This window comes from Amycolatopsis acidiphila (assembly GCF_021391495.1).
GTDB lineage: Bacteria > Actinomycetota > Actinomycetes > Mycobacteriales > Pseudonocardiaceae > Amycolatopsis_E > Amycolatopsis_E acidiphila.
The window spans coordinates 4,971,878-4,986,035 of record NZ_CP090063.1 but is presented as its reverse complement, the minus strand read 5'-3'; the positions used below and the strand labels follow the sequence as shown (position 1 = coordinate 4,986,035).

The window sequence follows — 14,158 nt, the reverse complement described above, 5'->3', positions numbered from 1 at the left end:
CACGTCCGGCGCGGCCGTGTGCCGCGCCGGCGCGGATCAGTAAAGAAGGTCCACGACCTGGGTCTCGTCACCGCCGCGGAACAGGTGCGGGCGGGCGGCGCGCATGTGCTTGAGCCAGAACTTCTCGGCTTCCTCGCCGTTGCGGGACTCCACGAGCTCGACCAGCTTCTCGTAGGCACGCAGCGCCTTGCGGTTGCGGGCGATGGTCTCCGCGGAGGTGTCGGGGGTCTCGTCGTAGGCACGGGCGAGGTGCCTGCTGACGATCTCCGACAGCATCCCGATGACCGTCGCCAGGGTCTGGTTGCCCGCCAGCTCGACGACGCGCCGGTGGAACCGGACCGAGCGCTGGCCGAACGCCGCGGTCTCGACCGCGGCGCGGGCTTCGGCCAGCTCCTCGGCCAGCGCCTTCCTGCTCGCCGCGGTACCGCGTTGCGCCAGCTCCCGTGCGGCGGCCGGCTCGACCACCATGCGCGCTTCGTACACGTCGCGGATCGTCGTACCGGACAGCGTGAGCAGCAGGCCGAACTGGGCCGCCGCCGCCTCCGCCCCGGGAATGGTCACCCGCGCGCCGCCCGGCGGCCCGCGCCGGATCGTGACGAGCGAGTCCGCTTCGAGCAGGCGGAAGGCCTCCCGCAGGGTGGGCCGGGAGACGCCGAACTCCTCCATCAGCTCCGGCTCGGTGGGCAGCCACTGGCCGTCGCCGATCTCGCCGCGCGCGATCATCCGCCGGATCCGGTCGGCGACCATGTCGGCCATCTTCTTGGGCCGCACGAAGTTGCGGTCCGAGGCAGCTCGGGTCACGCCAGGTCCTCTCCATTCCGGTGGGGATGATCCGTCCGAGGGTAGCGCAGCGTGTTCACCAGGTGGTGGAGAAGTCCGCGGGCCTTCGCTCGGCGAACGCGCGTACTCCTTCGCGGCCGCCCGGGCTCGCCGCCGACTCGCCGATCGATCGCGCCTCGTGCGGGAGGTGCTCGGCGAGCCCCCGGTCGGCGGACTCCCACGCGAGCCGTTTGATCCGGCCCAACGCCCCGGTCGGGCCCTGTGCGAGCTGCTCCGCGACGAGCTGCGCCTCGGCCTGCACGCGGTCGTCGGGTACCAGCCGGCTGAGCAGCCCGAGTCGCTCGGCCTCCTCGCCGCCCACGACGGCGTCGGTGAGCAGCATGTCCCGCGCCCGGATGGGGCCGACGATCTTGGGCAGCAGCCACGACATGCCGCCGTCGGGGGTGAACCCGATGGCGGGGTAGGCGGGCCGGAACTTCGTGGCCGGGCCGCCGACCACCAGGTCGCAGGCGAGCGCGATGCTCATCCCGGCGCCCGCGGCCCACCCGTGCACGGCGGCCACCACCGGCACCGGCACGCGGGTGACGGCGAGGATGAAGTCGTGGAAGGTCCGGGCCACCCCGCTGACGTAGGGGCCGGGGTCGTCCGCGGCGCCGAAGCCCTTCACGTTGCCGCCGGTGCAGAAGCTGGTGCCCGCACCGAACAGCACCACCGCGCCCACCGCGCTGGTCCCGCCGTCGGCGATCGCCTGCAGCAGGGCCGTCGCGCTCGCCGTGCGCGGGCCGTCCATCGAGTTCCCGGCGGCGCTGGTCGCGACCGGGCAGCGCAGCACCCGGCCCCGCAGCTCGACGTGCTCGCCGTGCTCTTCGAGCAGCGTGTCGAAGGCGGTCACCGGGGGGCCATCCGGATCGCGCCGTCGAGCCGGATGGTCTCGCCGTTGAGCATCGGGTTCTCGACGATGTGCTTGGCGAGTGCGGCGTACTCCGCCGGGTCTCCCAGCCGCGAGGGGTGCGGGACCTGCGCGCCGAGGGAGCTGACGGCCTCCTCGGGAAGCGTCGCGAACAACGGGGTGTGGAACAGCCCGGGCGCGATGGTGACGACGCGGATCTTCAGGTTCGCCAGGTCGCGGGCGATCGGCAGCGTCATGCCGACGATGCCGCCCTTGGACGCCGAGTACGCGGCCTGGCCGATCTGCCCGTCGAAGGCGGCGACCGAGGCGGTGTTGACCACGACACCGCGTTCCTCGCCGACCGGCTCGGTCCGCGCGATGCGCTCCGCGGCGAGCCGGATCACGTTGAAGGTGCCGACGAGGTTGACGTTGAGGACCTTGGTGAAGTCCGCCAGCGGGAAGGCGCCCTTCTTGCCGATCGTCTTGATCGCGTTGCCGATGCCGGCACAGTTGACCACGGTGCGCAACGATCCCAGTTCCCCCGCAGCGTCCAGTGCACCGGCCACCCCGGACTCGCTGGTGACGTCCGCGGCCGCGAACACGGCACCCTCGCCCAGTTCCTTCGCCACGGCCTCACCGTCGGACGACGGGAGGTCGAGCACGACCACCTTCGCGCCGGCGCCGTGCAGCGCGCGGGCCGTCGCCAGTCCCAGCCCGGAAGCGCCGCCGGTCACCAGTGCCACTCCTGCTGCTACGTCCACATGTCCTCCTCGAGGGGATCGTCGCCGATCAGTACCGGAGACCGACGACCTGGGTGCTGGTCCTGCCGTTGTCTTCCTTGGGTGCGCCCGGCCGCGATCGTCCGGCGAACGCACCCGGCCACGAGGTCGGCCATCTTCCACGGATCTTACGAATATGGATTATTCAACCATCGAATCAGTGCAGCAGGTCGACGACCTGGGTCTGCCCGGCCGCGCCGCCGAGCATGTACGGCTCGGCGGCGCGCATGTGCCGCAGCCACAGCAGTTCCGCCTCGTCGCCCCGCCGCTCGGTGACCAGCGCGACGAGGCGCGCATAGGTCTGCAGCACGCGGTGGTGCCGCTCGGTCATCTTGTCCTGGGGAGATCGCGACTCGCGGTAGGCGTGGGCGACGTGCCGGGCCATGACCTCGCCGAGCATGGCCACGACCGCCGCCAGCGTGCGGTTCCCGGACAGCTCGACCACCCGGCGGTGGAACCGCACGGTGCCGAGCCCGAACGCCTCGCGCCCGGTCGACGCGGCCGCGGCCAGCCCCAGCTCCTCGTGCAACGCGAGGTGATCGCGTTCGGTCCCGTGTTCGGCCAGCCGTCGCGCGGCGGGGGGCTCCAGGACGAGCCGGGCTTCGTACACGTCGCGCAGCGTGGTGCCCGACAGGGTGAGCAGGAGGCCGAACACGGGTGCCGCCGCCTCCGGTCCCGGCACCTGCACCTGAGCGCCACCCGGCGGGCCGCGCCGCACGCGGATGAGCGAATCCCCCTCCAGGAGCCGGAAGGCCTCGCGCAGGGTGGGCCTGGAGACCTCGAACCTCGTCATCAGCTGGGGCTCGGTGGGCAGCCAGTCGCCCGCGGCGAGCTCGCCCGAGGCGATCATGTGCCGGATCCGGGTGGCGATGAGCTCGGCGGCCTTCGGCCGCCGGACGGCCGGCGTTCCGGTGCCCACGCCGCCTTCCCGGGACTCGTCGCCATCCATAGATAGAATCTATATTCTTCAGCGCCGAATGGGAACACGGAGGGCCGATGCCGGTGCTCTCGCGGCGGGTGTGGTGACGAGCGGTGCGGGTGGTCCGGGTGGCGCGATCGCGGTGGGCGCGACCGAGCCGCGGACACCCACCGGCAAGCCGGTGAAGCACCCGCCGCCCTGCCGGGTCAGCGGATCGTGGGCTCGGGGCGCTGGACGGCGGCGCGGTCGACCTGCGCGGTGCCGATCGGGTTGCCGAGCTGGGTGTACATCAGGCCGGTCCGCAGGGCCTGGGTGCGCGTCGAGTCCAGCGACTCCCAGATCGCCCGCACCGTGCCCTGGATCGCGGCCGGCGGCTTCGCCGCGATGATCCGCGCCAGCTCGTCGGCCCGCTGCCACAGCGTGTCCCGCGCCACGACCTCGCTCACCAGCCCGATCTGCAGGGCCCGCTGCGCGGACATCCGCTCGTCGAGACCGAGCAGCGCGATCCGCAGCGCCTCGCCGAGCGGCACCCGCCGGGCGAGCCCGATCGGTTCCAGCGCCGAGGTCATGCCGTAGGTGACATGGGGGTCGAAGAACTGGGCGTCCTCGGCGCAGATGACGAGATCGGACTCGTTGATCCAGTAGAACGCGCCGCCCGCGGCCATCCCGTGCACCGCGCAGACCACCGGCTTCCAGACCTGGTTCTGCTTGGGGGAGAGCTGGGCCCCGGGATCCTCCCGGGTCCACACGTTCGAGTGACCGGCACGGGCAAGGCCCTCCGTCACGTCGACGCCGGTGCAGAACGCCCGGTCGCCGGCGGCGCGCAGCACGACGACGTGGATCCCGTCGTCGTCCCGGACGCGCTCCCAGACCCGGCTGAACTCGTCGCACATGGTCTGGTTGAACGCGTTGAGCTTGTCCGGCCGGTTGAGCGTCACGGTCGCGACGTGCTCGCCGAGGGAGAACTCCAGGGTTTCCAGGTCCACGATGATCCCTTCTCGTGCCGGCCAATGTATTTCATCCTGATCCGCGCTGTACAGCGGACGTGCCCGGCGTTGTCTTCACCGGAGCAAGAGTATAGATTCATAGGCAAATCTTTCCGGCAGTGGAGAGGCGGAAGGTGGTGCTGCGGTGAAGGTCGACCTGACCATCCCGATCCACGGCCAGGTGGACTGCCGCGAAGCGGTGCGCCAGGCCGAACGCGACGGTTACGACGGGGCGTGGACCAGCGAGATCAAGCACGACCCGTTCGTGTCGCTGGCCCTGGCGGCCACCGCGACCGACCGGATCGAGCTCGGTACCGCGATCGCGCTGGCTTTCGCGCGGAACCCGATGTCGGTCGCCGTACTGGGCAACGACCTGCAGGAGCTCTCCGGCGGCAGGGTGATGCTCGGGCTGGGCACCCAGGTCAAGGCGCACATCACCCGGCGGTTCGGCATGCCGTGGTCGCAGCCGGCCCGGCGGATGCGGGAGTACGTGCTCGCGTTGCGGGCGATCTGGGACTGCTGGGCGCAGGGCACCCCGCTGGAGTTCCGCGGCGAGTTCTACACGCACACGCTGATGACCCCGATGTTCGTGCCCGGCCGGCATTCCTTCGGGCCGCCGCGGGTGCTGCTCGCCGGGGTCGGCGTCGCGATGACCGAGATCGCGGGCGAGGTCGCCGACGGCTTCCTCTGCCACGGGTTCACCACGGAGCGGTACCTGCGCGAAGTCACCCTGCCGGCGTTGCTGCGCGGTCGGGAGAAGGCGGGCCGCACGGCCGAGGGCTTCGAGATCACCGGTTCCACCATGCTGGTCGTCGGCCGGACCGACGAGGAGCTGGCCAGGGCGAGCGACGGTGCTCGGCGGCAGATCGCCTTCTACGGTTCCACGCCGGCCTACCGCCCGGTGCTCGAGCTGCACGGCAGGGGCGAGCTCGGCGACCGGCTGCACACGCTCTCGCGGGCCGGGGAGTGGGCCGAGATGGGCAGGCTGATCGACGACGAGCTGCTGCACGCCGTCGCGATCGTCGGCCGCCCGGACGAGGTCGCCACCCGCCTGCACGAGGCCTACGGCGACGTGCTCACGCGGATCTCGCTCTACACGCCCTACGACATCGACCCGTCGCTGAGCACCGAGCTGGCTGTCGCCGTGCGGGCGGCGGGATGAGCGACGTGCTGCTCGTCGAGGACGTGGGCGCGGACCCGGCCTTCTGCGCGGGCGTGGACCTGAAACAGGCGGCCCGCGAAGGCGAACGGTACTTCCGGCGCTACGACGACGAGGACTGCATCAACCAGGTCGCCCGGGTCCGCAAGCCGGTCGTCGGCGCCGTCGGCGGTGCCGCCTTCACCGGCGGGCTCTAGCTCGCGCTGGGCTGCGATTTCCTGGTGGCATCGGAGAAGGCGGTGTTCGCCGACACGCACGTGCGGGTGGGCGTGCTGCCGGGCGGCGGGCTGACCGCGCGGCTGGTCGGCCCGGCGTGGGCGCGGCGGATGTCGATGACCGGCGAGGTCGTGGACGCCGCACTCGCGGCCCGGATCGGCCTCGTGACCGAAGTGGTGCCACACGAACGACTCCGGGCGCACGCGCTCGCACTGGCGAGCGCCGCGGCCGAGGTGTCCCCGCGCGACATGGTGGCGCTCAAGGAGGTCTGCACCCGGGGTGCGGAAGCGATCTTCGGCGCCGCGCTGACCGTGGAGCAGGAGCTCGCCGGCGCGCATCGCCCGGATTTCACGGGCCTCGACGAACGCCGGGCCGCGGTCACGGCGCGGAACAGGAACCAGCTGAAGGGTTGACCGGGATGGCGGACGAGGTAGGCGTGAGCAGGCCGAGGCCGGAGGTCGTGCGCATCGAGCTGCGCCGCCCCGAGCGGCTCAACGCGATGACCGCGGACATGGTCGGGCAGCTGCACCAGGCGCTCGCCGAGGCAGGCGACGACCCGTCGTGCCGCGTCGTGGTGCTCACCGGCGCCGGCCGCGGTTTCTGCGCGGGCCTCGATCTCGCCGGCTACGGCGACGCCCCCGCGTCGGCGGGCTCGCCCGGCACCGGGCCGGTGCACCAGGGGCTGACGACCCAGCGGCACATCGCCGCGCTGGTGCAGCGGATCCGCCGGCTCCCGCAGCCGGTGATCGCCGCGGTCAACGGCCCCGCCGCCGGCGGTGGCCTCGCGCTCGTGCTGGCCGCGGACCTGCGGCTCGCGTCGACGTCGGCGGTGTTCGCGGTGTCGTTCCTGAAGGTCGGGTTCTCCGGCTGCGACATCGGGACGTCCTGGCTGCTGCCGCGGCTGGTCGGCGCCGGCCGTGCGCACGAGCTGATGCTGACCGCCCGCCGCTTCGACGCCGACGAGGCGCTGCGGATCGGCCTGCTCGCCGACGCCGTCGCGCCGCAGGAGCTGGAACGGCGTGTCACGACGGCGATCGACGACCTCCTGGCCGCGCCGCCGTTGTCGCTGGCGTTGACCAAGCAGGGCATGTGGCTGGCGCTGGAGATGCCCTCGTTCGACGCGGCTGTCGAGCTCGAGAACCGGCAGCAGGTGCTGACCCTGCTCACCGACGACCAGACCGAGGCCATGCGGGCCTACCGGGAAGGTGCCACGCCCCGGTACGAGGGCCGGTAGCGACCGTGAATTGTGCAACTAATTAATCTATAGAAACCAGCGGTCGAGGCTCGTCCGGAGACCGGGTTGTTGAGTATACTCTTATTTGCCGTGTCGGCGCGGCGGAACGAACGGAGATCGGCGTGGGGATCCGGGAACGGCTCGCGCTCCTGCTGCGCGAGGCCCCTGCGGAAGCCAAGGCAGTCGAGCACGACGCGGCGTGGTGGTCCTGGGGACGGCTGCGCGAGACCGCGGCGGCACTCGTCCGCGAACTGGAGGCCGCCGGGCTGGGCGCGGACACCCGGATCGGCATCGTCGTCGAGAACCGGCCCGAGCACGTCGCCGCGCTACTGGCGGTACTCGCGACGGGCCGGACCGTGGTCACCGTGAGCCCGCTGCAACCGGCGGCGCGGATGATCGCGGACATCGAGCGCAGCGCGCTTCCGGTGCTGATCGCCGGGCCGGAGATCCTCGCCCGGGAACGGATGCGGGACGTGGCGGGCCTCGCAGTGCGGCTCGGCCCAGACGGCTCCGTGCGGGCCCTGGGCGGCGTGCCGCGTGCGGAGCACCAGGTCAGCCCTGGCATCGCGGTCGAGATGCTGACCTCCGGCACCACCGGCCCGCCCAAGCGCGTGCGACTGTCCGTCCGCCAGCTCGACGAGTCCCTCGGTTCCAGCGGCCAGTCCCCGAAGGAGGGCAGGCTGCTGTCCGCCTCGGCCTCGCTCGTGGCGACGCCGCTGGTGCACATCGGTGGCCTGTGGGGCGTGCTCGCCTGCCTCTACGCCGGCCGTCGCCTGGTGCTGATGCCCAGGTTCGAGCTGGACCCGTGGGTGAGCGCCGTGGAGCGGCACCAGCTGCGCGCGGCCGGGCTGGTGCCCGCCGCGCTGCGCAGCGTGCTCGACGCGGACGTCGCGCCGGCCAGGCTCGCCAGCCTGCAGGTCGTGACCTCGGGCACCACCGCGTGCCCGGCGGAGCTGGCGCAGGAGTTCTTCCGCCGCTACGGCATCCGGGTGCTGATGACCTACGGGGCGACGGAGTTCGCCGGCGCGGTCGCCGGCTGGACACTGCCGCTGCACGAGCAGTGGTGGGAGCACAAGGCAGGCAGCGCCGGCCGCGCGTTCCCCGGTGTGCAGCTGCGCGTCACCGGCGCGGACGGGGCGGAGCTGCCGGCCGGGGAGACCGGGCTGCTCGAGGTGCGTGCCGCGCAGACCGCGCAGGGCGGCCGGGAGTGGGTGCGGACCAGCGACCTCGCGCGCATCGACGGCGACGAGTTCGTCTGGATCGTCGGCAGGGCCGACGACACGATCGTCCGGGGCGGCTTCAAGATCCAGCCGGAAACCGTGAAACGCGCGCTGGAAGCCCATCCCGCGGTGCGCGAGGCCGCTGTGGCCGGACTCCCGGACACCCGCCTCGGCGCCATCCCGGTGGCCGCCGTCGAGGTCGAGCCCGGATCCGCGCGACCGTCGGCCGACGAGCTGATGGCGTTGTGCCGCAAGCAGCTTCTGCCCTATGAGGTCCCCAAGCACGTGGTCGTCGTGGCGGCACTGCCGCGCACGCCGTCGACGAAAGTGAGCCGTGTGGAGCTGCTCGAGCTCGTGCGCGCCGCACAGGCCCTCGACGAGGAGGTATCGCAGTGACCAGAACAGAAGAGCGCTTCGGAGTGCTGACCGACGAGGCGATCGAGCGCTCCCGCCGTCGCCTCGGGGTGCCGAACCCGCAGTACAACCCGCCGCACAACTACGAGGTCACCGCCGACGGGACGCGCCACTTCGCCTACGGCTACGGCGACGACAACCCGCTCTACTGCGACCCGGAGTACGCCGCCCGGACCCGCTGGGGATCGCTGCTCGCGCCGCCGAACTTCCTGTACACCATGGGCGAGGACGCGGCCCCCAAGCCGGATCCCGAGACCAAGGCGCTGCTCAAGGGCGATCCGTTCGCGGGGCTGGGGTCGTACCAGGCCGTGATGGAGTTCGAGTGGTGGCGGCCGCTGCGGCTCGGCGACCGCTGCCGGGTGCTGCAGGCGCAGGTGGGCGTGCAGCCCAAGGAAAGCCGGTTCGGCGGCCGCACCGCGCACATCACCCACGACTACCTCTACACCAACGGCGAGGGCGAGATGCACGCCGTGCGCCGTGGCACGTGGATCAACGCCGAACGCCACACGTCCAAGAAGCGGGCCAAGGAGAAGCTCGAGCCGGCTCCGTACACCGACGAGCAGATCGCCGAGATCGACGCCGCCTACGCGGCCGAGACCCGGCGCGGCCCCGAGCCACGCTACTTCGAGGACGTCCGGGTCGGCGACGAGTTGCAGCCGCGGGTCAAGGGGCCGCTGACGACGACCGATGTCGTGGTCTGGCACCTGGGCTGGGGCATGCAGCTCACCCCGCCCGGCGCGTTCGGCATCGCGGCGAAGGTGCGGCGCAAGGCGCCCGGGCTGTATCCGCGCAACGGGCTCAACGTGCCCGACACCGTGCAGCGGCTGCACTGGGAGCCGGCCCGGGCACAGGAGCTGGGCCTGCCCAACTCCTACGACTACGGCGCGATGCGCGAGACCTGGCTGACCCACCTGGTGACCGACTGGATGGGCGACGACGCCTGGCTGTGGCGCCTGCGCTGCGAGCACCGCAAGTTCAACTACATCGGCGACGTCACGTGGGTGCGCGGCGAGGTCGTGGAGAAGAAGCAGACCGACGGGCGCAACGAGGTGCACCTGCGGGTGTGGTGCGAGAACCAGCGGGGCGAGACCAGCACGCCGGGTACCGCCGTGGTGCTGCTGCCGACCAGGCAGTCGCCGGTCAGCCTGCCCGAGCCCCCCGCGCCGACCCTGGACGGCATGGTCGAGCACGAGCTCGCCCGGTTCAGCATCGGCGAGTAAGGGCAGTTCCCAGAAGCGGTTTACGCGGCGGGGCGGGTGGCGGAACAGCCCGATCGACGTCGCCGACGTGTTCAGGTAACCACCGGTGTGCGAGAAGTGCCCCCCGCGCCGGGGGCGGCACTTCTCGTGCGACCACCGGAAGGGTCAGCCGATCACCTTGCGGTCCCGCAGGTCCGCGATCGCCGTCTCGTCGTAACCCAGCTCGGCGAGCAGCGCGTCGGTGTGGTCGCCGGCGAGGCAGCCGCCCGGTGCCCGGGTGCGCGAGCGGGAGAACCGGACCGGGGTGCCCATGCGCAGGGATTCCTCGAAGATCGGGCTCACCGCGGAAGCCGCGTACTCGGCCGCGAGCGCTTCGTCCGCCTGCAACTGCAGTTCGGCGGACCCCTCGTGCACCTGCACACACCCGATGTCGGCCGCGGTCAGCTCCTGCTCCCACTCGCCGGCGGGACGGGTGGCGAAGATCCGGGCGAGCGTCTCGGCGAGCGCGCCGTCGTGCTCGCGCCGGCCTTCGGCGGCGCCGAACCGTGGGTCGTCGAGGCGGAGCGCCTCCGCCAGCGGCGCCCACTCGCCGGGCGCCGGCGCGGCGAGGAAGACCCAGCCCTCGCTTGCCGGGTACATCCGGTACAGCGCGGAAAAGCCGGTGGCGCCGGCATCGGGAACCGGGCCGTCGGGGCGGCCGAAGTAGTCGGTCGCGCGCTCGGCCAGCGCGTGCCCGACGGTCCCGATCATGGTGGCGGTCAGCTCGTCGAGCGCCCGCCCGCGCGCCCTCGCCAGCAACCCCAGCAGCATCGTCGAGGCGACCCCCAGTGCGGCGATCCCGTCGGCCTGCAGGCTCGGCACGGCACAGGCCTGGTTGAGCAGGCGCGAGCCCTCCTTGATCTGGTCCATCGTCCCGGTGGCCGAAGCCGCGCCGGGCACCTCGGTCAGCGCGATGCCGGTGGCGGCGCCGATCGACGGCGCGTAGGCCGGTTTCGCGCCGTAGGGCCCGCCGGAGCCGTAACCGGGCGCGTTCACGTAGACCAGGTCCGGGTTGAGCTCGCACAGGGTCGCCGCGTCGACGCCGGCACGGGCCGCCGCCCCGGCCCGGAAGCTCTGCAGCACCACGTCGGCACGCCGGGCGAGTTCGTGCACGATCCGGCGTCCGTCCTCGGTGGACAGATCGACGCAGATGCTCTCCTTGCCCTGCATGACGCGGGCGCCACCCGACTCGGGGAAGGGCAGCACGTTGCGGATGGTGTCGCCCTGCAGGGACTCGATCTTGATGACCCGGGCGCCGAGATCGGCGAGCATCGTGGACCCGAACGGCGCCGCGAACATCAGGCCGAGCTCGAGGATGGTGACCCCGGCCAGGGGCAGCGCACCCGCGGGCGCGGGTACTGGTGCGGCCGGCTCGGACGGCCGCGCCGCCAGTGCGCGGACCGCCTCCGCGTCGGCGCCGAGCCGCGGTGCGGGCCGCGGCTGGGAGAGCGGTCGTTCCCCGGCGTGCACAAGGGTCGAGGGCTGGCGGACGGGCCCCAGGTCCGGATCGTCGACCACCACGACCCGGCCGTCGTGGGCCAGCTGCGGATGGTCCAGGATCTCCGGCCCCGCGCGGAACGCCTCGGCGCTGAGGTTCGGGTTGCGCGCGAAGGCCTCCTGCCACTCGGCGAGCGTCCGCTCGCCGACCTTCGCGAGCATGATCTCCCACAGCTTGCTCTTGCGGGCCTGGTCGTCGAAGCGGGGGATGCCCTTCCACTGCGGGTCGGTGAGCATCCAGCCCAGGCCGAACTCCTCGAGCATGCCCACGAACAGCCTCGGCTCGACCTGGGCGAACTGCAGCCAGGTGCCGTCCTTCGTCGGCGCCACCAGCAGCGGGAACAGCATGTGGCCCCGCGGTTCGCCTTCGGGCGTGTAGGCGTCGACGGTCTCGTAGGCCCCCGGCCAGCGCAGCGCGATCAGCTCGGCGTTCCACTGCCAGGTGTCCATCATGGCCACCCCCCGCACCAGGTCGGCCTCGATGTGCTGGCCACGGCCGCTGGTCTCCCGCTCCAGCAGCGCCGAGAGCACGCCCTGCAGGGCGGTGTGCGCCGCACCCCAGGACGCGAAGGGCACCGAGATGAACGCCGGGCCCGGCCGGGAGACCATCAGCCGCTTGTTGTGGAACATGCCGAGCTTGGCCAGCACCATGCCTTCGTAGCCCTTGAGGTCCGCCCACGGCCCGGAGCTGCCCCAGCCGGTGATCGTCGCGCTGACCAGGCGCGGGTTGAGCGCGGACAGGCGCTCCGCGGTCAGGCCCCGCCGCCGCAGCGCCTGCGGCCGCCCGGCCGCGACGAGGACGTCGGCGCGGGCGAGCAGGCCGTCGAGGACCTCCTGGTCCGCGGCCTCGTGGAGGTCGAGCTCGATGCTCCGCTTGCCCCTGGCGAACACGGGCCAGCCGGCGTTGCGGCGCAGCGGACTGCCGCCCGGGGGCTCGACCTGCACCACGTCCGCCCCGGCGTCGGCGAGGAACTGGGTGGCCTGAGCTCCGGGAAGCGTCGTGGAGACGTCGACGACGAGCAGGCCTGCGAGCGGCGGAGCGGGTGAGGTCGAGCTCATCGGTACCTCCACGGTGAGGAACTTCCCGGCAAACGGCGGGGCCGCCGTCACATAAAATAGTCGCCTCTTTGCCGGAAGTGGAGGGGTGAAGGTCAAGAATCTATATTCTTGTTGGAGGTTCGGTACCCGTGGCGGTGGGTGCCGCTCGCTCAGCCGCGTGCCGACTCCAGGAGTATCGGCACGTCCTCCAGCGCGCGCAGGGTGTCGTTGAGGTGGGTGCAGGTCGAGGTGCCGGTGAAGGTCTCCCTGGCGCCGTTTTCGATCTCCATCGCCACGGTGTACTCGTGGATCACCGTCTCCAGGCCGTCGGGCCGCACGTAGGAGTCGCGGTACAGGACGTCCACAGTGGACACGGGACCGGGCCGGACGTCGATCCGCCGGGACCGGCGCATCGCGTGCGGCGGCAGCGGCGGGACGCCGTGCCAGGCGTGCGGGTCGGCGTTGAGCAGCGATGGTGCGGCGGGGCCGGTGACGACGGGTGCCCGGCCGAGGGCGTCGACATCGGCCATGATCGTGCCCCCGTCGGCGAACCCGGCGCACATGTCGCGCCCGAACGTGGGGCGCCCGGCCAGGCCGAGCCGCTGCCTAGGCTCGGCGGCCACCGCCGCGGCGTAGGCGTGACCGGACACCAGCGTCGTCACGGGTACGTCGTCGAGCAGCTGGTGCAGCAGGCTGCCCAGCCCGGGTTCGGCGTCGAGCACCCGGGCCCGGAAGCCGGCGCCCACGCTCGTGCCGGCGAGCCGCTGGAGCGAGGGGTGTCCTGGGTCGGTGGAGAGCTCCAGTAGCTGCCAGCCGCCCGTGAAGTCCACGACCGCTTCGAAGGACGCGCGCCCGAGTTCGACGGGACTGCCGTCGGGGCCGGTCCGCAGGTCGCGCCCGCGGCCGACCAGCTCGAGGCGCCCTCGGATGCCGTCGGGGCGGAGCATGTCCGTGGTGACCGTGCGGCGAACGCTTCCGGGCGCTCGTGGCGGGCTGCCGCCGGTGGGTTCGTGGACGCCGTGCCGTGGAGGCAGCGGGCCGAGGAAGACCTGGTTCCCCAACGCCCACCTCCTCCTCCCCGGCAGGCCTCCCACCGGTGGTGAAAATGACATTCTCAGTAGATGGCACGGGGGGTGCGTTGTCAAACACCGCTGGCACCCGGTGGAGGTTGAGGATACTGTTCTTCCTGTCCGGTCAGGATGGAAGAGGTGCCGGCCTCAGCCGGGGAACGTGGAGGTGGGTGAGCTGGCATCGACCCGGACGTAGCGGTGGACTATCCGCCACCGTCCGTCGACCGGCACGTGCCGGTCGCGGTAGCGGCCCCAGTGATCGGGGCCCTCGGCGGTGACCACGAGGAAGTACGCGGCCGTGCGGATCTCCGCCGGGGAGACCTCCTCGAAGGCCACGTTGGCGATGAAGTGCCGGACGAGTTTCGTGCGTCCGTCGGCGTCCGGTCGCGCGCCGCGCGCGACGGCGCCGGAAAGCATCCGCACGATCGCCTCGCGGCCTTCGGCCGGTTCGCGCCCCTTCACGTGGAGGACGCCGTCTTCGGTGAACACGGCGGCGAGGTCGGCCAGCCGGCCGCGATCGCCCGCATGGGTGTACGCGGCGATGCTGTCCCGGATCTGCTCGCGCGCGCTCAGTTCCCACATCTCCATGGTCCGGTGCACCTCCGTGATAAAGAGTACACGGAATAGGATCTTGGGAGTGGGAAGTCCGGTGGTAGGCATGATAAAGAGATTCACGACGGGAGTCGTCGGCCGCGATCTCGGCCTGTGACGAGGAGGAA

At 72.1% G+C, this 14,158-nt stretch carries 14 protein-coding genes; 6 read left to right on the top strand and 8 right to left on the bottom strand.

What is annotated here, in order from left to right; all coding sequences use genetic code 11:
* Positions 1-36: 36 nt before the first annotated feature.
* The 5 genes from LWP59_RS40450 to LWP59_RS24360 all read right to left on the bottom strand — a co-directional run bounded on the left by LWP59_RS40450 (position 37) and on the right by LWP59_RS24360 (position 4,353).
* A complete protein-coding gene (locus LWP59_RS40450; protein ID WP_222425700.1) occupies positions 37-801 on the bottom strand; it encodes a FadR/GntR family transcriptional regulator in 765 nt (254 codons plus the stop codon).
* A 55-nt stretch (positions 802-856) separates the two neighbouring features.
* Entirely contained in the window at positions 857-1,672 is an 816-nt protein-coding gene (locus tag LWP59_RS24380; RefSeq protein ID WP_222425699.1) for an enoyl-CoA hydratase/isomerase family protein, read from the bottom strand.
* The gene (locus LWP59_RS24375; protein WP_144643577.1) at positions 1,669-2,430 is read right to left on the bottom strand and encodes a 3-hydroxyacyl-CoA dehydrogenase; all 762 of its coding nucleotides are present in this window, start codon (positions 2,428-2,430) and stop codon (positions 1,669-1,671) included. Before LWP59_RS24375 ends, LWP59_RS24380 begins: the two co-directional genes overlap by 4 nt.
* Positions 2,431-2,605: 175 nt before the next feature.
* The gene (locus LWP59_RS40445) at positions 2,606-3,397 is read right to left on the bottom strand and encodes a FadR/GntR family transcriptional regulator (protein ID WP_144643576.1); all 792 of its coding nucleotides are present in this window, start codon (positions 3,395-3,397) and stop codon (positions 2,606-2,608) included.
* Between the two features lie 176 nt (positions 3,398-3,573).
* Positions 3,574-4,353: an enoyl-CoA hydratase/isomerase family protein gene (locus tag LWP59_RS24360; protein ID WP_186383513.1), complete on the bottom strand. Its 780-nt coding sequence runs from the start codon at positions 4,351-4,353 to the stop codon at positions 3,574-3,576.
* A gap of 145 nt (positions 4,354-4,498) precedes the next feature.
* On the opposite strand from LWP59_RS24360, the gene LWP59_RS24355 reads away from it, so the two are divergent.
* The 6 genes from LWP59_RS24355 to LWP59_RS24330 all read left to right on the top strand — a co-directional run bounded on the left by LWP59_RS24355 (position 4,499) and on the right by LWP59_RS24330 (position 9,816).
* Complete coding sequence (locus LWP59_RS24355) at positions 4,499-5,515, top strand: LLM class F420-dependent oxidoreductase (protein WP_144643575.1); 1,017 nt, start codon at positions 4,499-4,501, stop codon at positions 5,513-5,515.
* Positions 5,512-5,709, top strand: coding sequence for an enoyl-CoA hydratase-related protein (locus LWP59_RS24350; RefSeq protein ID WP_222425698.1), 198 nt, complete (start codon positions 5,512-5,514; stop codon positions 5,707-5,709). The genes LWP59_RS24355 and LWP59_RS24350 overlap by 4 nt, the downstream gene beginning before the upstream one ends.
* Before the next feature lie 6 nt (positions 5,710-5,715).
* On the top strand, positions 5,716-6,141 hold the full coding sequence (locus tag LWP59_RS24345) for an enoyl-CoA hydratase-related protein (protein ID WP_267903838.1): 426 nt from the start codon (positions 5,716-5,718) through the stop codon (positions 6,139-6,141).
* 5 nt (positions 6,142-6,146) lie between these two features.
* Positions 6,147-6,962, top strand: a complete 816-nt coding sequence (locus LWP59_RS24340) for an enoyl-CoA hydratase/isomerase family protein (protein WP_144643574.1) — start codon at positions 6,147-6,149, stop codon at positions 6,960-6,962.
* A gap of 122 nt (positions 6,963-7,084) precedes the next feature.
* On the top strand, positions 7,085-8,578 hold the full coding sequence (locus LWP59_RS24335; RefSeq protein ID WP_144643573.1) for a class I adenylate-forming enzyme family protein: 1,494 nt from the start codon (positions 7,085-7,087) through the stop codon (positions 8,576-8,578).
* On the top strand, positions 8,575-9,816 hold the full coding sequence (locus tag LWP59_RS24330; RefSeq protein ID WP_144643572.1) for an FAS1-like dehydratase domain-containing protein: 1,242 nt from the start codon (positions 8,575-8,577) through the stop codon (positions 9,814-9,816). Before LWP59_RS24335 ends, LWP59_RS24330 begins: the two co-directional genes overlap by 4 nt.
* A gap of 144 nt (positions 9,817-9,960) precedes the next feature.
* Here the strand turns inward: LWP59_RS24330 and LWP59_RS24325 are convergent, their stop codons facing one another.
* The 3 genes from LWP59_RS24325 to LWP59_RS24315 form a co-directional block, all read right to left on the bottom strand.
* Positions 9,961-12,390 carry a CaiB/BaiF CoA-transferase family protein gene (locus tag LWP59_RS24325; RefSeq protein WP_144643571.1) on the bottom strand — a complete coding sequence of 810 codons (2,430 nt, stop codon included), beginning with the start codon at positions 12,388-12,390 and terminating at the stop codon, positions 9,961-9,963.
* Between the two features lie 149 nt (positions 12,391-12,539).
* Positions 12,540-13,430 carry a DUF2889 domain-containing protein gene (locus LWP59_RS24320; RefSeq protein WP_222425695.1) on the bottom strand — a complete coding sequence of 297 codons (891 nt, stop codon included), beginning with the start codon at positions 13,428-13,430 and terminating at the stop codon, positions 12,540-12,542.
* Positions 13,431-13,586: 156 nt separating this feature from the next.
* Complete coding sequence (locus LWP59_RS24315; RefSeq protein WP_144643570.1) at positions 13,587-14,027, bottom strand: nuclear transport factor 2 family protein; 441 nt, start codon at positions 14,025-14,027, stop codon at positions 13,587-13,589.
* Positions 14,028-14,158 lie beyond the last annotated feature (131 nt).